The sequence below is a fragment of the Streptomyces sp. NPDC058985 genome (genome assembly GCF_042740985.1).
GTDB lineage: Bacteria > Actinomycetota > Actinomycetes > Streptomycetales > Streptomycetaceae > Streptomyces.
This window is the reverse complement of record NZ_JBHYJX010000081.1, coordinates 1-19,330: the sequence shown is the minus strand read 5'-3', so window position 1 is coordinate 19,330 and position 19,330 is coordinate 1. Positions and strand designations below refer to the sequence as shown.

Genomic DNA, 19,330 nt, shown 5'->3' with positions numbered 1-19,330 from the left:
GCTGCACGGGAGGATCGAGGCCCACATCGAGCGCGCGCTGCAGGCCGGGCACGACCTGAGCGTGCGCGAGTACTCCCTGCTCGACGTGCTCAGCCGGCAGCACGACGGCGACGGAGGGCACCTGCAGATGAAGCAGGTCGCCGACGCCGTCGTGCTCAGCCAGAGCGCGACGACCCGCCTGGTCACCCGGCTCGAGGACCGCGGGCTGCTCGAGCGCTACCTGTGCCCCACGGACCGTCGCGGTATCTACACCAACGTCACCGCGGCCGGCGTCAAGCTGCTGGACGAGGCCCGGCCCACCAACGACGCCGCGCTGCGCGAGGCCCTCGACGAGGCGGCCACCAACCCCGACCTGGCCCCGCTGGTCCGGGCCGTGGAGACCCTCAAGGCGCCGGTGCCCGCCTAGCCCGACTCGGAGCGCGGCCCACGGACATAGGGTGCGGTCATGGCAGATCTTGAAATACGCCGGACCACCGCGGCGGACATCCCGGCGGTCGTCGCGATGCTCGCCGACGACCCCTTGGGCGCCCAGCGGGAGTCACCGGACGACCTGGACCCGTATCTCGCCGCGTTCGAACGGCTCGACGCCGATCCGAACCAGCATGTGGTCGTCGCCGTCCGTGACAGCCGTGTCGTCGGCACCCTCCAGTTGACGATCGTCCCCGGCCTGTCCCGGCGCGGCGCCACCCGGTCGATCATCGAAGGTGTACGCATCCATGCCGACGAGCGCGGCAGCGGCCTGGGCACACAGCTCATCGAGTGGGCGATCGACGAGTCCCGGCGGCAGGGATGCCAGCTGGTGCAGCTCACGTCCGACAAGACCCGCGCCGACGCCCACCGCTTCTATGAGCGCCTGGGCTTCTCGTCCTCGCACACGGGGTTCAAGCTCCAACTGTGAGCAAGCACTCCCATCCGGAGCGCCCATGGCTGTGGGGCCCTGTTTCACGTGAAACAGGGCCCCACAGCCATGGGACAGCGCCTAGCCGATCCCTCGCCAGCCCTCCGGGTCCACCCCGCCCGGTACGGGGGAACCCGCTTCGTACGGCTGCCGAGTGAAGACGAACGATCCCAGGTCCAGGTGGCTCACACTTCCGTCGGGACGCCGTACCGCCTCCAGCAGCTCCCCGGCGTAGTAGCCCTCCAGGCCCGTCCAGGTCCCGTCACCGTTGGCCCGGAAGCGCGACCGTCGGCCCTGACCCGACAGGGGCTCAAGCGACACTCCCCCGTCGGAGGTCAGCCGGAGGGCGAAGGCGTGCGTCCCCCAGTACCACTGGCCGGCCAACTCCAGTACGGAGGTGTCCGCCTGCGGCAGCGGACGCCACGGTTCGGGGATCCGGGGTTCCGCCTCGGCGACGATACGCACGAGGTCGGCACCCACCCCGCCGAGCAGCGGTCCTGAGGTGCAGTTGGTCAGCACCACCGCGGCGATGTCGTCCTCCACGGCGATGGTGAGGTTGGCCAGGAAGCCCGGCAGGGAGCCGGAGTGCCCCACGAGCAGCCGCCCGTCCCGGTACTGGATCTGCAGCCCCAGGCCGTACGCCGCGCCGTCGGCGACGTCCGCGGCCTCCACCGCTGCGGCGGGGGCCCGCATCTCCCGGACGGTGTCCGCGCCCAGGACCCGGTCGTCCCCCGACGTCAGAAAGACGGCGAACCGCGCCAGATCCCCGGTGGTGGACCAGAGTTGACCGGCGGGGGCCATCCTGCCGAGATCCTCGGCCGGCTCGGGCAGCATCACGTCGGCCCAGGGATGCACCGCCCAGCCACCCGCGTGCGGAGCGCTCGGGCGCGTGGCCGTGCGCCCGAGGCCCAGCGGTTCCAGCACCTCCCGCCGCAGCACGTCCTCCCACGAGGCACCGCGAAGCTGCTCGACCAGCGCACCGAGCAGGGTGTAGCCGGGGTTGGAATAGTGGTGCCGGCGGCCCACCGGGTGCAGCAGCGGCCGCTTGCCCAGCACGTCGGCGAGCTCGGGCCGCAGTGATCCCGGCGTCCGCTCCCACCACGGCGCCGGCGACTCGGCGGCCAGTCCGCCCGAATGGGCCAGCAGCTCGGCGATCGTGGCCTCACCCGCCCCGGTACCCGGCAGATGCTTCTCCAGAGGGTCACCGAGGTCGAGCAGGCCCTCGTCACGCAGCCGCAGGACGAGAACAGCCGTGAACGTCTTGGTGATCGAGCCGATGCGGTACTGCACGTTCTCGTCGGGGCCGTGCCCGTCGACCGAGGTCCGCGCACCGTGCCACACAGTCCGCCCGCCCCGGACAACCGCCGCCACGAGCGAGGGCGTACGCCCCTCGGTCTGTGCCACGGCAATCCGGTGCAGCAACTGCCGACGGGTGGCGGGAAGCAGCTCATCCTGAGGTGTCGTCATGCCCCCAGTCCACCCTCCCGGGCGGTCCACGTCGAGCCGATTACGTCCCAGCCGGGCCCGTGGCCTGGGCCAGTGCGGGGGAAGCGGCCCGTGGCAAAGGTCCGCTCCAGGCAGGGCCCGAGTGAGGTCCGCCAACGCCGCTCGTCCATCCCGGTGGCCCGCGCCGCACGCCGGTCGGCGACCTCGCTCAGCGGGATCCATTCGACGACCCGCCTGCCGCCCGGGCCCGGCTGATCGAACTGCTCCCCGGCTGGGACGCGCGGTTCACCGCGCTGATCGCGCCTTGCGACGACACGGTCGTTCCAGCCGGGCCGGCAGACCCGCGCTCAGGTCTGCGCCATGTCCACGAACCGCGAGTAGTGACCCTGGAAGGCGACCGTGATCGTCGCCGTCGGGCCGTTACGGTGCTTGGCCACGATCAGGTCGGCCTCGCCCGCGCGCGGGGACTCCTTCTCGTAGGCGTCCTCGCGGTGCAGCAGGATGACCATGTCGGCGTCCTGCTCGATCGAACCGGACTCACGCAGGTCGGAGACCATCGGTTTCTTGTCGGTGCGCTGCTCGGGACCACGGTTCAGCTGGGAGAGCGCGATGACCGGGACCTCCAGCTCCTTGGCCAGGAGCTTGAGGTTGCGGGACATGTCCGAGACCTCCTGCTGACGGCTCTCGGCGCGCTTGGAGCCGCCGGACTGCATCAGCTGGAGATAGTCGATGACCACGAGCCTGATGTCGTTGCGCTGCTTGAGACGGCGGCACTTGGCCCGGATCTCCATCATCGACAGGTTCGGGGAGTCGTCGATGTAGAGCGGGGCCGCCGAGACGTCAGGCATCCGGCGGGCCAGGCGGGTCCAGTCGTCGTCCGTCATCGTGCCGGACCGCATGTGGTGCAGCGCCACGCGGGCCTCGGCGGACAGCAGACGCATCGCGATCTCGTTGCGCCCCATTTCGAGCGAGAAGATGACGCTCGGGAGATTGTTCTTGATCGACGCCGCGCGGGCGAAGTCCAGCGCGAGCGTCGACTTGCCCATGGCGGGGCGGGCGGCGATGACGATCATCTGACCGGGGTGCAGGCCGTTGGTCAGCGAGTCGAAGTCCGTGAAGCCCGTGGGCACACCGGTCATCTCGCCACTGCGCGAACCGATCGCCTCGATCTCGTCGAGCGCCCCCTCCATGATGTCGCCGAGCGGCAGGTAGTCCTCGCTGGTGCGCTGCTCGGTGACGGCGTAGATCTCGGCCTGGGCGCGGTTGACGATCTCGTCGACGTCGTCGTCCGCCGCGTACCCCATCTGCGTGATCCGGGTGCCGGCCTCCACCAGGCGGCGCAGGACGGCCCGCTCGTGCACGATCTCCGCGTAATAGGCGGCGTTCGCGGCCGTCGGCACGGTCTGGACGAGGGTGTGCAGATACGAGGCGCCGCCGACCTTGTTGATCTCACCGCGCTTGGTGAGTTCGGCCGCGATCGTGATGGGGTCGGCCGGCTCGCCCTTGGCGTAGACGTCGAGGACGGCCTGGTAGACCGTCTCGTGGGCGGGCTTGTAGAAGTCGTGGCCCTTGAGGATCTCGACGACGTCGGCGATGGCGTCCTTGGACAAGAGCATGCCGCCGAGGACGGACTGCTCGGCGTCCAGGTCCTGCGGGGGGACTCGCTCGAACGACGGCCCGCCGCCGTCCCACGAGCCGTTGTCCGCGCCGCGCTCGTGCTGCTCGTCGCGGCTGAGGCCCCCGTCACCGCGCCGACGGGAAGCAGGCAGACGATCACTGGGACCGCTGTCGGCCCACGGGTCGTCCAAGGGCTCGGAAATGCTCACCGAGCCACCTCCTCCCGTCCGCCGAGCGGACCTCGCCGTGCCCCTCATTTCTACGGCACGGCACTGACAAATAAGACGCCCAACTCCGGTTCTGGCGCGTCGGTTTTGTGATGGTTCACAGGGCGACGGACGGAGCGGGCGCCGGACCACCGTAGGCCGGTCGGCACCGTCAGCCAATCTGGTTATCCACAGGCCATGTGGACGACGGGCCAGATGCTGTGGAGAACTCCGCCAAACCTGTGCACGACCCGGTGGACAGCCCTGTGAACAAGCCCGCACCCTGATCGCAGAAGCCATCCTGACCTGCAACTTCACCGTCCACGGCCTGTGCAGAAGAAAAACTTGCCCGGTCAGCTCAAGATCACTTCGAACGGTGCCCAGAAGTGCACGGGGTGAGACGATCCGTAAGGGTCTCAAAAGCTTTGCATCTCTTACCTGTGGACGATTAGATTGGTGCTCATGACACAGGCCCCCGCGCGTCCCCGAACCGTCCGGCGCCGGCACGACCGAGAGATCGTCGCGCTGGCCGTTCCGGCCTTCGGCGCGCTCGTCGCCGAGCCCCTTTTCGTGATGGCCGACAGTGCGATCGTCGGCCATCTCGGCACCGCGCAACTCGCCGGACTCGGGATCGCCTCGGCCCTGCTCACCACAGCCGTCAGCGTGTTCGTCTTCCTCGCCTACGCCACCACGGCGGGCGTCTCCCGACGCGTCGGCGCGGGCGACCTCCAGGCCGCTATCCGCCAGGGCATGGACGGCATCTGGCTGGCGCTGCTGCTCGGAGCCGCCGTCATCGCCGTCGTACTGCCCACGGCCCCGTCGCTCGTGGAACTCTTCGGCGCCTCCGACACGGCGGCCCCGTACGCCATCACCTATCTGCGCATCGCCTCCCTCGGCATCCCCGCCATGCTCGTCGTGCTCGCCGCGACCGGTGTCCTGCGCGGACTCCAGAACACCCGGACCCCGCTCTACGTGGCCATAGGCGGCTTCCTCGCGAACGCCGTCCTCAACGTCCTGCTCGTGTACGGCGCCGGCCTCGGCATCGCGGGATCCGCCTGGGGCACCGTCATCGCTCAGTACGGCATGGCCGCGGTGTACCTGTGGGTCGTGGTGCGCGGGGCGCGACGCCACGGGGCGTCCCTGCGTCCGGACGCCGCCGGCATCCGGGCATCCGCTCAGGCCGGGATGCCGCTGCTCGTGCGCACGCTCTCGCTGCGGGCGATTCTCATGATCGCGACGGCCGTGGCGGCCCGCCTCGGTGACGCCGACATCGCGGCCCACCAGATCATCCTGTCCCTGTGGAGCCTGATGGCCTTCGCCCTCGATGCCATCGCCATCGCCGGTCAGGCCATCATCGGACGCTACCTGGGCGCCGGGGACGCCAAGGGTGCCCGCGAAGCCTGCCGCAGGATGGTGGAGTGGGGTGTCGCGGTCGGCGTCGTACTCGGACTGCTCGTGGTGCTCTCCCGCCCAGCGTTTCTGCCCTTGTTCACCAGTGACTCCGCGGTCAAGGACGCCGCACTGCCGGCGCTGGTGATCGTGGCCGTCGCGCAGCCGATCTGCGGAGTGGTCTACGTCCTGGACGGTGTCCTGATGGGTGCGGGTGACGGCCCGTACCTGGCCTGGGCGATGCTGCTGACCCTGGCGGTCTTCACCCCCGCGGCCCTCCTCGTGCCCGCCGTCGGCGGAGGGCTCACCGTGCTGTGGGCGGCCATGACGCTGATGATGGCGATGCGTCTGGTGACGCTGTGGCTGCGCACCAGGTCGGGTCGGTGGATCGTCACGGGCGCGACGCGGTGACCGTTTCACGTGAAACACCATGAAGAGGGGGCCGTATCTCCCGGTCGGGAGATACGGCCCCCTCTCACATCGCTTCAGCGAGAGCAGAGCGCTCAGGCAGCGACGACCTCGACGCTGACCTTGGCGTCAACCTCGGGGTGCAGACGCACGGACGTCTCGTGAGCGCCCAGGGTCTTGATCGGCGAGCCCAGCTCGATGCGGCGCTTGTCGACCTCGGGGCCACCGGCAGCCTTGATCGCCGAAGCGACATCGGCCGGGGTAACGGAACCGAAGAGACGACCGGCGTCGCCGGAGCGGACGGCCAGACGGACCTTCACACCCTCGAGCTGGGCCTTCACCTGGTTGGCCTGCTCGATGGTCTGGATCTCGTGGATCTTGCGAGCGCGACGAATCTGCTCGACGTCCTTCTCGCCACCCTTGGTCCAGCGGATCGCGAACTTCCGCGGGATCAGGTAGTTGCGAGCGTAACCGTCCTTGACGTCGACGACGTCGCCCGCGGCACCGAGGCCGGAGACCTCGTGGGTGAGGATGATCTTCATTGTTCGGTCACCCTTCCCTTATCGCGCGGTGGAGGTGTAGGGCAGCAGCGCCATCTCACGGCTGTTCTTCACGGCCGTGGCGACGTCACGCTGGTGCTGGGTGCAGTTGCCGGTCACGCGGCGGGCACGGATCTTGCCGCGGTCGGAAATGAACTTCCGCAGCATGTTCGTGTCCTTGTAGTCCACGTACGTGACCTTGTCCTTGCAGAACGCACAGACCTTCTTCTTCGGCTTGCGCACAGGCGGCTTAGCCATGATGTTTCTCCTGTGTGATCAAGAAGTGTGGGGTGGAGCCCGCCCTAGAAGGGGGGCTCGTCCGAGTAGCCGCCACCGCCGCCGGAGCCGCTGGAGCCACCGCCCCAGCCGCCGCCCTGACCGCCGCCGCCCTGCTGGCCACCGGCGGGAGCGCCGGTCGCCCAGGGGTCGTCGGCCGGAGCTCCGCCGCCCTGCTGGCCGCCACCGGGGCCGCCGCCCCAGCCGCCGCCACCCTGGCCGCCACCGCCGCCGTAACCGCCCTGGCCACCGCGGCCCTGGCCCGAGGTCTTGGTGACCTTGGCCGTGGCACTGCGCAGGCTGGCGCCGACCTCGTCGACGTCCAGCTCGTAGACCGTGCGCTTGACGCCCTCACGGTCCTCGTAGGACCGCTGCTTCAGCCGGCCCTGCACGATGACGCGCATGCCTCGCTGGAGCGACTCGGCGACGTTCTCCGCCGCCTGACGCCAGACCGAGCAGGTGAGGAAGAGGCTCTCGCCGTCCTTCCACTCGTTGGTCTGGCGGTCGAAGGTGCGGGGGGTCGACGCGACACGGAACTTCGCGACGGCCGCACCGGACGGGGTGAAGCGCAGCTCGGGGTCGTCGACAAGATTGCCGACGACCGTGATGACGGTCTCGCCTGCCATGGGGGTACCTCTCGGCGGGTTTGCTGCTCTGGCTGCTTGGTTGCTGCTACTCGGATCCCGGGATCAGCTGAGCGGAAGCTCAGTGCATCTCGGGACGGAGGACCTTGGTCCGGAGGACCGACTCGTTCAGGTTCATCTGGCGGTCGAGCTCCTTGACGACCGCAGGCTCGGCCTGCAGGTCGATGACCGAGTAGATGCCCTCGGGCTTCTTCTTGATCTCGTACGAGAGACGACGACGGCCCCAGGTGTCGACCTTCTCGACCTTTCCGCCGCCGTCACGGACGACAGAGAGGAAGTTCTCGATCAGCGGGGAGACAGAACGCTCCTCGAGATCGGGGTCGAGGATGACCATCACCTCGTAGTGACGCATGTGGAACCCACCTCCTTTGGACTCAGCGGCCACGGTCGTTCCGTGGCAGGAGGGTTGCGATGCGTTGGCACCGGTATCAACGAGTAAACCAGGACCCACTGACAATCGGGCCTCCTCCAGGGAGGCGGCCCGGCCGTGGGAGGCAGAGGACACCAGTGCAGAAGGTACAGAGTACCCGGCCGCGCGCTTGCGGTTGAAATCCGGCCCTGAGGGGACACAATCGATACTCACCGGATGTGATAGGGCGAAGACACACTGCCTTCGGCAGGAGGTTCCCCATGGCACAGATCATGCGACCGGCAAGGCCCCGGACCGGGCTGCTGGCCACCGACGGCAAACCACACCCTCTCCAGCACGCGCTGCTGGCCGTGACCCTGGTGCTCGCGGTGCTCGCCCTCGCCACGGCGAGCTTCCGAGGACTGCACGTCCTGACCTCCTGGGCGGGACTTCTCGGGGTCCTGACCGGCGGATACGGGCAGTACGTCTCCGAGACGACGCGGGAGCGCTTCGGTCTGGTGCTGGGCCTCGGGGCCTCCGCGGCCGGACTGTTCTTCGGCATCTACCACGGCGGCCTCATCCCCTGAGCTCTTCGCCGTCCGACCGCCGGACCACGCCTTCCAGCCGTACGCCGGACGGGGCGCTCACAGGGCGCAGTAGGCTTCGCGCGAGAGCCGGAGCCCCTGTACCCATGGGGACACACCAGCCCGAGGAGCGCCCCGAATGAGCCTGACCCTGAGGACCATCAGCCGCGAGCAGCATCTGGCCTACATCCAGAGCCTGCCGGCGGCTAGTCACATGCAGGTCCCCGCATGGGCAGACGTCAAGGCCGAGTGGCGCTCGGAGAACCTCGGCTGGTTCGACGACCGGACCGGTGAGCTGGTCGGCGCGGGTCTGGTGCTGTACCGGCAGCTGCCCAAGATCAAGCGCTACCTCGCCTACCTCCCCGAGGGCCCGGTCATCAACTGGTTCGCGCCGAACCTCCAGGAGTGGATGGAGCCGATGCTGGCGCACCTCAAGCAGCAGGGCGCCTTCTCGGTGAAGATGGGCCCGCCGGTGATCATCCGGCGCTGGGACGCCGCGTCCATCAAGAAGGGCATCCAGGACCCCGACGTCAAGCGCCTGCGGGACATAGAGGCCGACCACATCGAGCCGCGCGCCTTCGAGGTGGCCGACAAGCTACGCCGCATGGGCTGGCAGCAGGGCGAGGACGGCGGCGCCGGCTTCGGCGACGTGCAGCCCCGCTACGTCTTCCAGGTGCCGCTGGCCAACCGGTCCCTGGAAGAGGTCCACAAGAACTTCAACCAGCTCTGGCGCCGCAACATCAAGAAGGCCGAGAAGGCCGGCGTCGAGGTCGTCCAGGGCGGCTACCACGACCTTGAGGAGTGGCAGCGCCTGTACGAGATCACGGCCGTGCGCGACCACTTCCGGCCGCGTCCGCTGTCGTACTTCCAGCGCATGTGGGCGGCCCTCAACAACGAGGACCCCAACCGCATGCGGCTGTACTTCGCCCGGCACAACGGGGTGAACCTGTCGGCGGCGACGATGCTGGTGGTCGGCGGTCACGTCTGGTACTCCTACGGCGCCTCCGACAACATCGGCCGCGAGGTCCGGCCGTCGAACGCCATGCAGTGGGCGATGCTCCGCGACGCCTACGCGCTCGGTGCGACCGTCTACGACCTGCGCGGCATCTCCGACTCCCTGGACGAGAGCGACCACCTCTTCGGTCTGATCCAGTTCAAGGTGGGTACGGGCGGTCAGGCGGCCGAGTACCTCGGCGAGTGGGACTTCCCGCTGAACAAGCTGCTCCACAAGGCGCTCGACATGTACATGTCGCGCCGCTGACCCCGCACCCACCCCTCATCCCGCACCTCTGACAGCCACCAGAAAGGTTCCAGGTCCGGCCATGGCGCTCACGCTCTACGTCGACACCGCGCGCTGGCGGGCGCATCACAAGCACGTGCAGGAGCAGTTCCCCGGGCTGGTCCCGGTCTGCAAGGGCAATGGCTACGGCTTCGGGCACGAGCGGCTGGCGGAGGAGGCGACCCGGCTCGGCTCGGACGTGCTGGCCGTGGGCACCACCTACGAGGCCGCCCGGATCAAGGACTTCTTCGGTGGTGACCTATTGGTCCTGACGCCGTACCGGCGCGGCGAGGAGCCCGTTCCGCTGCCCGACCGCGTCGTGCGCTCGGTCTCCTCCATCGACGGCGTGTACGGCCTCGTCGGCGCCCGTGTGGTCATCGAGGTGATGTCCTCGATGAAGCGGCACGGCATCAGCGAGCAGGATCTGCCCCAGCTGCACGCCGCCATAGAGAACGTCCGGCTGGAGGGCTTCGCCATCCACCTGCCGCTCGACCGTACCGACGGCTCGGACGCCGTCGAGGAGGTCATCGGCTGGATGGACCGGCTGCGCGCGGCCCGGCTGCCGCTGCACACCATGTTCGTCAGCCACCTCAAGGCCGATGAACTGGCCCGGCTCCAGCAGCAGTTCCCGCAGACCCGCTTCCGCGCCCGGATCGGCACGCGGCTGTGGCTGGGCGATCACGAGGCGACCGAGTACCGCGGTGCGGTCCTGGACGTCACGCGGGTCGCCAAGGGCGAGCGCTTCGGCTACCGGCAGCAGAGGGCCGCCTCGGACGGCTTCCTGGTGGTCGTGGCGGGCGGTACGTCGCACGGTGTGGGTCTGGAGGCTCCGAAGGCGCTGCACGGCGTCATGCCGCGGGCCAAGGGCGTCGCCCGGGCCGGCCTCGCCACGGTCAACCGCAACCTCTCGCCGTTCGTCTGGAGCGGCAAGCAGCGCTGGTTCGCGGAGCCTCCGCACATGCAGGTGTCGATCCTGTTCGTGCCCTCGGACGCGGCGGAGCCGACGGTGGGCGACGAGCTGGTGGCCCATCTGCGGCACACCACCACTCAGTTCGACCGCATCCTCGACCGCTAGCGCGCCGGCCGAGTCAGGGGCCGTACACGGCGTTTCCGTGTACGGCCCTTCTCCATGCACGGCCCCGCACCGTTCGCTCAGAGCGAACTGCCCGTCGGCCGACGCGTGCCCCACTTCACCCGTGGGCCCTCGAAGCGGGCCGTGTGCTGATCGGGCTGCGCGGCGGGGCCCAGGACGAAGGCGTCCTCGGCGCCGTCGAGCACGCCGCCCGACGGGTCGTCGTCGCCCGTCCGCCGGACCGGGTCCCGGTCCGGCATCAGGATGTCGCGCACCACCATCACGCAGAGGAACAGCGTTCCCAGCAGGTGCACGGCGATGGCCCAGTGGTAGCCGTCCGTGGGCAGGCCCTTGTGGGCGTCTCCGCTGGTCGTGTACGCGAGGTACATCCAGATGCCGAGGAAGTAGACCACCTCGCATGCCTGCCAGATCAGGAAGTCCCGCCACTTCGGCCGGGCCAGCGCGGCCAGCGGCACCAGCCACAGCACGTACTGCGGTGAGTAGACCTTGTTGGTGAGGATGAAGGCCGCCACGATCAGGAAGGCCAGCTGGGCGAAGCGCGGACGCCGGGGGGCGGCCAGCGTGAGCGCCGCGACGGCGCCGCAGCACAGCAGCATCAGCAACGTGGCAAGGGTGTTGACGGTCTCGGTGCTGGGCGGGCTGTCGGTGTTCTGGACCAGGATCAGCCAGAAGGAACCGAAGTCCACGCCGCGTTCCTGGCTGAACGTGTAGAACTTCGACCAGCCGTCGAAGGCGAACAGCATCACCGGCAGGTTGACCACGAGCCAGGCGCCGGCCGCGCCTCCCAGGGCCTTCCCGAACTCCCGCCATCTGCCCGCGCGCCAGCACAGGACGAGCAGGGGGCCGAGAATCAGGAAGGGATAGAGCTTGGCGGCCGTGGCGAGGCCCAGCAGCACACCGAAGGCCAGGGGGCGCTCCCGTGACCACATCAGCATCGCGGCGGCCGTCAGGGCGACCGCCAGCAGGTCCCAGTTGACGGTGGCGGTCAGCGCGAAGGCGGGCGCCAGAGCGACCAGCAGACCGTCCCAGGGGCGCCGGGTGTGCGTGCGGGTGACGCAGACCGCGATGACGGCCGCGCAGACCATGAGCATCCCGGCGTTGACCATCCAGTACCACTGCTCCTGGTCCTGGATGGTGCCGCTGCCCGGCGTGAGCCAGGTCGCCACCTCCATGAACACACCGGTCAGCACGGGGTACTCCAGGTACTCCATGTCGCCGGGGAGCTTGTCGAAGTACGGCACGAGTCCGTCGACGAAGCCACGCCCCTGGTAGAGGTGCGGAATGTCCGAGTAGCACGCGTGCGTGTACTGGGAACTGGCGCCGAAGAACCAGGCTCCGTTGTAGCAGGGTGCCTTCTGGACCAGACCGAGGGCGAACATGCCGATCGCCACGAGTGCGATCACGCGCACGGGGGTCCACCAGGACCTGCCGAGCAGGGCGCGTCGGCCCATGGGACCGCCGATCAGCTCACTGCCGGCCGCGGCGACCGTGTCCTCCCTGGTCGGCCGCACCGGGTCCGGCTCGTGCACGCTGGCTGGCGTCGATTCTGCACTGGGCATGGGGCACATCCTGCCGTACGCACCTGGGAACACGTGGGGGCCGCCGCACCCTGATGGATGCGGCGGCCCCTGTTTCACGTGAAACTTACGACTGTTCCCCGTGTTTCACGTGAAACAGTCAAGCCGGACGTTTTGACGGCTAGCCGTTCGGGCCCCGGATGAATCCGCCGCCGTCCTCTTCACCGCCCGTTTCACTGGGTGATGTCGAGGGCGATGGACTGTTCCCTGTCCCCCCTGCGTCGTTGCCGCCGTTGTCGCTGCCGCCGTTGTTCCCGTCGTCGCATTTGAAGTCGAAGGGACCGCAGGACTCGGTCGGCGTGGGGGAGGGGGTGACCTCCGTCTCGCTGGGCGACGGCGTCGGGGACGGACTCGGCTTCTCCTCCGTCACCGAGGGCGAGGGAGTCGGCGTCGGCGACGGGGTGTCGTTGATGACCTCGCCGATGGGCTCGGGCTTCGGGAACCTCTCGGCCTTCTCGCCCTTCAGCGCGTCCTCCATGTAGTCCTGCCAGATCACGGACGGGAAGGACGCACCGTGGATCTTCTCCTCGCCACCCGTTCCGTACATCTCCAGGAACGAACGGTTCTTGATGGTCTCGTCGTCCGGGTAGCGGAACATGCTGATCGCGGTCGACAGCTGCGGGGTGTAGCCGACGAACCAGGCCGACTTGTTGCCGTCCGTCGTACCGGTCTTGCCCGCCACCTCGCGCCCCTGGAGCTGGGCGTTGGTGCCCGTGCCTTCCTCGACGACGGTCTTGAGGACGTCCGTGACGTTGTCCGCGACCTTCGCGGTGAACGCCTGCTTGGTCTCCACCTTGTGCGAGAAGAGCGTGCCGTCCTTGTTCGTCACCTTGGTGACCGAGAACGGATCACGCTGCTTGCCGCTGTCCGCGAAGGTGGCGTACGAGCCCGCCATACGGATGGCACTCGGGTCCGAGACACCGATGGAGAACGAGGGGTAACCCGCTCCCGCCAGGCTGTTCTCCAGGAGGCCCGAGTCGACCGCGGACTCCTTGACCTTGTCCAATCCGACGTCCATGCCGAGCTGGACGAACGCGGAGTTCACCGATTCCCGCATGGCCTCGCGAAGGTCGATCTGGTAGTCGGGCGCCTCACCGACGGAGTCCTTGCCGTCGTTCTCCTGGCGCCACTGCTCGCCCTTCTCGTTCTGCCAGATCGACCCGTCGTAGTTCTTGATCTTGAGGTTGTTCTTGCCGCTGTACAGGCTCTTCGGAGAGACGACCGTGCGCTCGTCCTGGGGCTGGGTCTCGGCGCCGTCGGGATCACGCACGCCCCACTTCATCGCCGCCGCGAGCACGTACGGCTTGAAGGTCGAGCCGACCTGGGCGCCGGTGACGTCGGCGTTGTTGGTGAAGTGCTTGGTGGCGTCCTCACCGCCGTAGATGGCCTCGATGGCACCCGTCTCGGGGTTCACCGAAGCCCCGCCGAACTGGACGTGGGTGTCCTTGTCGGGGCGCTTCTTGGGGTCGATGTTCTTCTTGTAGACCTTCTGGACGGCCTTCTCGAGCTCGTCGACCTTCTTCTTGTCGAAGGTCGTGTAGATCGAGTAGCCGCCCTTCTCCAGCTGCTGCTCCGACACCACGTCGTTCTTGATCACAGAGGACTTCGCCAGCCTGACGAGGTAGCCGATCTGGCCGCCGAGCTGGGCGTTCGACTCCGGGTTCTTCCACTTGGGGAGTTCGGTGTACTTCGCCCGGTCCGCCTGGCTCAGATGCCCGTACTCCACCATCTTGTCGAGGGTGTCCTGCATCTGGTTCTTGGCGCGTTTCTGGTTGGCCTCGGGCGTGGCCGCCGTGTCGATCGAGGTCGAGCCCGCCGGGTCGTAGTACGTGGCGCCCTTGAGGACCGCCGACAGGAAGGCGCACTGCCCGGCGTTCAGGTCGACGGCGTCCACGTTGAAGTACGCCCGTGAGGCGGCCTGGATGCCGTAGGCGCCGCGGCCGTAGTACGCGGAGTTGAGGTAGCCCTCGAGGATCTTGTCCTTGGGCTCCTCGGTGCCGACCTTGATCGAGACGAAGATCTCCTTCACCTTGCGGGAGATCGTCTGCGACTGGTCGTTCAGCATGGCGTTCTTCACGTACTGCTGGGTGATGGTGGAGCCGCCCTGGGTGTCACCGCCCTTGGCCATGTTGAACACGGCGCGGGCGATGCCCTTGGGGTCGATGCCGCTGTCCGTGTAGAAGGTCTTGTTCTCCTGGGAGATGATCGCGTTGCGCATCTCCTTGGGGATCTGGGAGAGGCTGACGCTCTGCCGGTTGCGCTCGCCGCCCGTGGCGACCATCCGGCTGCCGTCGGCCCAGTAGTAGACGTTGTTCTGCGCGGTGGCGGAGTCGTCGATGACGGGGACGCTCACCATGGCGTAGGCGATGCCCGCGGCGGCCACCATGGTGCCGAAGAAGCCGATGCACAGCCCGGAGACGAGCTTCCAGGAGGGCACCCAGCGGCGCCACCCGTCCCGGTCGTAGCGCGGATAGTCGATCATCCGCTTCTTACCGGCCACGGCGGCGGCCCGCCGGCCACCTCGGCCCGGCTCGGCCGCTCTGCGGCGGCCACCGCCCCGCTGTGCCGCGCGCCGGGCTTCGGCGCGACTGCCGTACGGGCGTTCCTCGCTCTCCGGACCGTACGAGCCGGACGGAGACCCTGTGGCGCCTCGCGGCGCCGCACGGCGGCCGGAGGACGAGCCGGACTGACCGCGTCGGGCCGCGGCACGTCCGCCTCCCTGCGGCTGCGGCGCTTTGCGACGGTGCTCGCTCATCGAACGACTACTCCTCGGGCAGGCGCACCTTTGCGCACCTGGAAAAGGCGGCTGGTTTCCGGTCCCCCCGAAGTACGGATGCGGCCCCTTCCGCATTCACCCGTACTGCACCAGGGACAGGGACGCCCCCGGGCGTCACACGGTTCCCGGTGGTTTGCATGGCGCACAGACTACGCACCGTCAAAACCCCCGAGTCCCGAAGTTCACCTCAAATCAGGCAACTTGCCCACGATGAAACCCTGATGTGATCCCGTTCACCACGCCCGCTCTTGTCGCACGCGCAACCTCGTTCTATCGTGCTGATGTATCGAGTCGATACATCAGAGCGGCATAAGGGCGAGAGGAGGCGACGATGAGCCGGCGATCCGGCATCCTCGAGTTCGCCGTACTCGGCCTGCTCCGCGAGTCCCCCATGCACGGCTATGAGCTGCGTAAACGGCTCAACACATCACTGGGTGTGTTCCGGGCGTTCAGCTACGGGACGCTCTATCCCTGCCTCAAGACGCTGGTCGCCAACGGCTGGTTGATCGAGGAACCCGGGAACATCGGCGAGGCCGCGGCCTCCCTCACGGGACGTCGCGCCAAGATCGTCTACCGGTTGACGGCCGATGGTAAGGAACATTTCGAGCAGCTCCTTTCACAGACGGGCCCGGACGCGTACGACGACGAGACGTTCGCCGCTCGCTTCGCGTTCTTCGGGCAGACGTCGCGTGACGTACGCATGCGCGTGCTCGAGGGCCGGCGCAGCCGGCTGGAGGAGCGCCTGGAGAAGATGCGGGCCTCCCTGGCCCGCACCCGGGAGCGGCTCGACGACTACACGCTTGAGCTCCAGCGCCACGGAATGGAGTCCGTGGAGCGCGAGGTGCGCTGGCTGAACGAGCTCATCGAGAGCGAGCGGGCGGGGCGGGACCTGCGAGGTCCCGCCGCCGAGGGGACCGCACATCAGGACACGACATCTGGAGCGACGGGCGGCCTGCCCCGGCCGGGGGACGACCCCCGGCCGGACACGCCCGGCGACACCGCCACGTGAGCGCCCAGTCAGGGCCTCACTCGTACACACAGGGAGCAACCGGAATGGGTTCGGTTCGCGTAGCCATCGTCGGTGTGGGCAACTGCGCCGCATCGCTGGTTCAGGGCGTCGAGTACTACAAGGACGCCGATGCGGAGTCCAAGGTCCCGGGCCTGATGCACGTCCAGTTCGGCGACTACCACGTCCGTGACATCGAGTTCGTCGCCGCCTTCGACGTGGACGCCAAGAAGGTGGGCCTGGATCTCGCGGACGCCATCGGCGCCTCCGAGAACAACACCATCAAGATCTGCGACGTGCCGAACAGCGGCGTCCAGGTCCAGCGCGGCCACACGCTCGACGGTCTCGGCAAGTACTACCGCGAGACCATCGAGGAGTCCGCCGAGGAGCCGGCCGACATCGTCAAGGTCCTCAAGGACAAGCAGGTCGACGTCCTGGTCTGCTACCTGCCCGTCGGTTCCGAGGACGCGGCGAAGTACTACGCCCAGTGCGCCATCGACGCCAAGGTCGCCTTCGTCAACGCCCTCCCGGTCTTCATCGCCGGCACCAAGGAGTGGGCGGACAAGTTCACCGAGGCCGGTGTCCCGATCGTCGGTGACGACATCAAGTCGCAGGTCGGCGCCACCATCACGCACCGCGTCATGGCGAAGCTGTTCGAGGACCGGGGCGTCGTCCTGGACCGCACGATGCAGCTGAACGTCGGCGGCAACATGGACTTCAAGAACATGCTCGAGCGCGACCGCCTCGAGTCGAAGAAGATCTCCAAGACGCAGGCCGTCACCTCGCAGATCCCCGACCGGGACCTCGGCGAGAAGAACGTCCACATCGGCCCGTCCGACTACGTCGCGTGGCTGGACGACCGCAAGTGGGCCTACGTCCGCCTGGAGGGCCGCGCGTTCGGCGACGTCCCGCTGAACCTGGAGTACAAGCTCGAGGTCTGGGACTCCCCGAACTCCGCGGGTGTCATCATCGACGCCCTGCGCGCCGCGAAGATCGCCAAGGACCGCGGCATCGGCGGCCCGATCCTGTCGGCGTCGAGCTACTTCATGAAGTCCCCGCCGGTCCAGTACTTCGACGACGAGGCCCGTGCCAACGTCGAGAAGTTCATCGCGGGCGAGGTCGAGCGCTGACGCGCGAGGGCTCAGCTCCGCAGAAGGTCCCCGGGTCGCGTGACCCGGGGACCTTTCCCGTATGTGAGGCTGTGCCCCATGGCCGTCGTCCGTGACCTGCGCGTCCTGCTGCGCCTGAAGGGCTTTCGGCGCCTGCTCGCCGTGCGCCTGCTGTCCCAGGGCGCCGACGGCGTCTATCAGGTCGCGCTCGCCACCTACGTCGTCTTCTCCCCGGAGAAGCAGACCTCGCCCGCCGCCGTCGCCTCCGCGATGGCGGTGCTGCTGCTCCCCTACTCCCTGGTGGGCCCCTTCGCCGGCGCCCTGCTGGACCGCTGGCGCCGCCGCCAGGTCTTCCTGTACGGCAACCTGCTGCGCGCCGTGCTGGCCTCGGTGACGGCGCTGCTGATGATCGCCTCCGTCCCGGACTGGCTCTTCTACGTCTCCGCGCTCTGCGTCACCGCCGTCAACCGCTTCGTCCTCGCGGGACTGTCCGCCGCGCTGCCCCGGGTGGTCGACGCCGAGCGCCTGGTGATCGCCAACTCGCTCTCCCCGACGGCCGGCACGCTGGCCGCGACGGCGGGCGGTGGCCTGGCCTTCGTCGTGCGCCTCGTGATCGCGGACTCCGACGCGGCCGTGGTGCTGCTCGGCGCGGTCCTGTACCTGTGCGGGGCGCTCGCCTCGCTGCGCATCGCCGTCGAACTGCTGGGCCCCGACCCCGGGCGCATCCCGCCGAGGGTCTCCTCCGCGCTCGCCGGCACCGCCCGCGACCTGGTGGCAGGGGTACGCCACCTCGCCGCACCCGCTCGCCGGGAGGCGGCCTGGGCGCTCACGGGCATGACACTCATGCGGTTCTGCTACGGCGCCCTGCTGGTCATGCTGCTGATGCTGTGCCGGTACGCCCTGACCTCGGACACGGAGGAGGGGCTCGCCCTGCTGGGGCTGGCTCTCGGCGTCTCCGGGGCGGGCTTCTTCGCGGCCGCGGTCGTCACTCCTTGGGCGGCGGGGCGGCTGGGGCCGGACCGCTGGATGGCCGTGTGCGCGGCCGCGGCAGCGGTGCTGGTGCCGGTCCTCGGCCTGCCGTTCGCCACGGTGCCGCTGCTCGCGGCGGCGTTCGTGCTGGGCCTGACGACGCAGGGGGCGAAGATCGCGACCGACACGGTCGTACAGTTCTCGGTCGACGACTCCTTCCGCGGCCGGATCTTCTCCGTCTACGACGTGCTCTTCAACGTCGCCTTCGTCGGCGCCGCCGGAGTGGCCGCGCTGATGCTGCCACCGGACGGCCGGTCAGTGCCGCTGGTGTTGACGGTCGCCGTGATCTACGGAGCTGTTGCTACGGCTATGGCCCGGTTTGAGAGCCAGTAAGTGTCACATCAGTGACACAGAGCCCTACTGGAGTAGGGAGTTGTCAGCGGGACCCGATAACTTACGTGCGTCTTATCTCGCGGCATGTCCGCGACACGTACCTATTTTCCAGGGGGACCCCCAGTGACCACTCAGCCACCGCCGCAGGGCAACCCGTTCGCCCAGGGCCAGCCGCAGGCTCCGCAGCAGCCCCAGGGACAGAACCCCTACGCGCAGGGGCAGCAGGGCTTCCCGCAGCAGCCCGGTCAGCCCGGCGTCCCCCCGCAGGGTGCGCCCTACGCGCCGGTCCCGCCGGAGCCGGCCCGCCGCAAGCCGAGCTTCAAGATGATCAAGAACATCGTCATCGCCGTGATCGTCGTGGCTGTCGCGGTGGGCGGGTACATCGCCAGCCGCGACGACGCCGACCAGGCAGGCGTGGGCGACTGCCTGAAGTCCGCGTCGTCCTCCTCGGACCGCATGGAGGTCGTGGACTGCTCCTCCTCGGAGGCGGAGGGCAAGGTCCTCGAGAAGGTCAAGGGGCACTTCACCTCGACCACCGCCGAGACCGAGTGCCGGAAGGTCGAGGGAGCCACTGGCTTCTACGCCGAGACCGGCGACGGAGAAGAGTTCCTGCTCTGCCTCGGCGAGGCCTGAGAAATCCAGGGCTCAGCCCGACTACTGCTGCGGGGTCATGTTTCACGTGAAACATGACCCCGCAGCAGTACGACGGCGACACAGCGGCAGTGCCTCAGAGAGGGCGATACGTTTCACGTTAAACGTAGCGCCCTCTCGT

At 68.6% G+C, this 19,330-nt stretch carries 18 protein-coding genes; 10 read left to right on the top strand and 8 right to left on the bottom strand.

The annotated features are described in order from the left end of the window. Position 1: 1 nt before the first annotated feature. Both ACFW01_RS37585 and ACFW01_RS37580 read left to right on the top strand, forming a co-directional pair. Positions 2-406 carry a MarR family winged helix-turn-helix transcriptional regulator gene (locus ACFW01_RS37585; protein ID WP_384511245.1) on the top strand — a complete coding sequence of 135 codons (405 nt, stop codon included), beginning with the start codon at positions 2-4 and terminating at the stop codon, positions 404-406. Between the two features lie 39 nt (positions 407-445). Continuing rightward, complete coding sequence (locus ACFW01_RS37580) at positions 446-898, top strand: GNAT family N-acetyltransferase (RefSeq protein WP_234956446.1); 453 nt, start codon at positions 446-448, stop codon at positions 896-898. Between the two features lie 81 nt (positions 899-979). Here ACFW01_RS37580 and ACFW01_RS37575 read toward each other — a convergent pair whose 3' ends face one another. Continuing rightward, positions 980-2,365, bottom strand: a complete 1,386-nt coding sequence (locus tag ACFW01_RS37575; RefSeq protein ID WP_234956447.1) for a serine hydrolase domain-containing protein — start codon at positions 2,363-2,365, stop codon at positions 980-982. Positions 2,366-2,691: 326 nt separating this feature from the next. Continuing rightward, positions 2,692-4,170 carry a replicative DNA helicase gene (dnaB, locus tag ACFW01_RS37570; protein ID WP_234956448.1) on the bottom strand — a complete coding sequence of 493 codons (1,479 nt, stop codon included), beginning with the start codon at positions 4,168-4,170 and terminating at the stop codon, positions 2,692-2,694. A gap of 459 nt (positions 4,171-4,629) precedes the next feature. Between dnaB and ACFW01_RS37565 the strand changes: the two genes are divergently transcribed. Then, the gene (locus ACFW01_RS37565; protein ID WP_234956449.1) at positions 4,630-5,967 is read left to right on the top strand and encodes an MATE family efflux transporter; all 1,338 of its coding nucleotides are present in this window, start codon (positions 4,630-4,632) and stop codon (positions 5,965-5,967) included. 92 nt (positions 5,968-6,059) lie between these two features. On the opposite strand, the gene rplI is transcribed toward ACFW01_RS37565, so the two are convergent. The 4 genes from rplI to rpsF form a co-directional block, all read right to left on the bottom strand. Then, on the bottom strand, positions 6,060-6,506 hold the full coding sequence (gene rplI, locus ACFW01_RS37560) for a 50S ribosomal protein L9 (protein WP_007388913.1): 447 nt from the start codon (positions 6,504-6,506) through the stop codon (positions 6,060-6,062). An 18-nt stretch (positions 6,507-6,524) separates the two neighbouring features. Further along, on the bottom strand, positions 6,525-6,761 hold the full coding sequence (gene rpsR / locus ACFW01_RS37555; protein ID WP_003949403.1) for a 30S ribosomal protein S18: 237 nt from the start codon (positions 6,759-6,761) through the stop codon (positions 6,525-6,527). 44 nt (positions 6,762-6,805) lie between these two features. Then, positions 6,806-7,405: a single-stranded DNA-binding protein gene (locus tag ACFW01_RS37550; RefSeq protein ID WP_122616540.1), complete on the bottom strand. Its 600-nt coding sequence runs from the start codon at positions 7,403-7,405 to the stop codon at positions 6,806-6,808. Positions 7,406-7,484: 79 nt separating this feature from the next. Then, positions 7,485-7,775, bottom strand: a complete 291-nt coding sequence (gene rpsF, locus ACFW01_RS37545) for a 30S ribosomal protein S6 (protein ID WP_003975025.1) — start codon at positions 7,773-7,775, stop codon at positions 7,485-7,487. Positions 7,776-8,053: 278 nt separating this feature from the next. On the opposite strand from rpsF, the gene ACFW01_RS37540 reads away from it, so the two are divergent. The 3 genes from ACFW01_RS37540 to ACFW01_RS37530 all read left to right on the top strand — a co-directional run bounded on the left by ACFW01_RS37540 (position 8,054) and on the right by ACFW01_RS37530 (position 10,710). Further along, positions 8,054-8,359 (top strand): hypothetical protein, encoded by a 306-nt coding sequence (locus tag ACFW01_RS37540; RefSeq protein WP_234956450.1) that lies wholly within the window; start codon positions 8,054-8,056, stop codon positions 8,357-8,359. A 136-nt stretch (positions 8,360-8,495) separates the two neighbouring features. Beyond that, entirely contained in the window at positions 8,496-9,617 is a 1,122-nt protein-coding gene (gene femX, locus ACFW01_RS37535) for a peptidoglycan bridge formation glycyltransferase FemX (protein ID WP_234956451.1), read from the top strand. Positions 9,618-9,678: 61 nt separating this feature from the next. Further along, positions 9,679-10,710: an alanine racemase gene (locus tag ACFW01_RS37530; protein ID WP_234956452.1), complete on the top strand. Its 1,032-nt coding sequence runs from the start codon at positions 9,679-9,681 to the stop codon at positions 10,708-10,710. Between the two features lie 77 nt (positions 10,711-10,787). Here the strand turns inward: ACFW01_RS37530 and ACFW01_RS37525 are convergent, their stop codons facing one another. Together ACFW01_RS37525 and ACFW01_RS37520 are read right to left on the bottom strand one after the other, a co-directional pair. Next, on the bottom strand, positions 10,788-12,296 hold the full coding sequence (locus tag ACFW01_RS37525; protein ID WP_234956453.1) for a glycosyltransferase 87 family protein: 1,509 nt from the start codon (positions 12,294-12,296) through the stop codon (positions 10,788-10,790). Positions 12,297-12,426: 130 nt separating this feature from the next. Then, positions 12,427-14,787: a transglycosylase domain-containing protein gene (locus tag ACFW01_RS37520; RefSeq protein WP_384511235.1), complete on the bottom strand. Its 2,361-nt coding sequence runs from the start codon at positions 14,785-14,787 to the stop codon at positions 12,427-12,429. Positions 14,788-15,412: 625 nt separating this feature from the next. Here ACFW01_RS37520 and ACFW01_RS37515 point away from each other — a divergent pair. The 4 genes from ACFW01_RS37515 (at position 15,413) to ACFW01_RS37500 (ending at position 19,191) form a co-directional block, all read left to right on the top strand. After that, positions 15,413-16,090 carry a PadR family transcriptional regulator gene (locus tag ACFW01_RS37515; RefSeq protein WP_234956455.1) on the top strand — a complete coding sequence of 226 codons (678 nt, stop codon included), beginning with the start codon at positions 15,413-15,415 and terminating at the stop codon, positions 16,088-16,090. Between the two features lie 44 nt (positions 16,091-16,134). Continuing rightward, positions 16,135-17,217: an inositol-3-phosphate synthase gene (locus tag ACFW01_RS37510; protein WP_125491303.1), complete on the top strand. Its 1,083-nt coding sequence runs from the start codon at positions 16,135-16,137 to the stop codon at positions 17,215-17,217. A 78-nt stretch (positions 17,218-17,295) separates the two neighbouring features. After that, positions 17,296-18,558: an MFS transporter gene (locus ACFW01_RS37505; protein ID WP_234956456.1), complete on the top strand. Its 1,263-nt coding sequence runs from the start codon at positions 17,296-17,298 to the stop codon at positions 18,556-18,558. Positions 18,559-18,681: 123 nt separating this feature from the next. After that, positions 18,682-19,191 (top strand): hypothetical protein, encoded by a 510-nt coding sequence (locus tag ACFW01_RS37500; RefSeq protein ID WP_234956457.1) that lies wholly within the window; start codon positions 18,682-18,684, stop codon positions 19,189-19,191. The last annotated feature ends 139 nt before the right edge of the window (positions 19,192-19,330 follow it).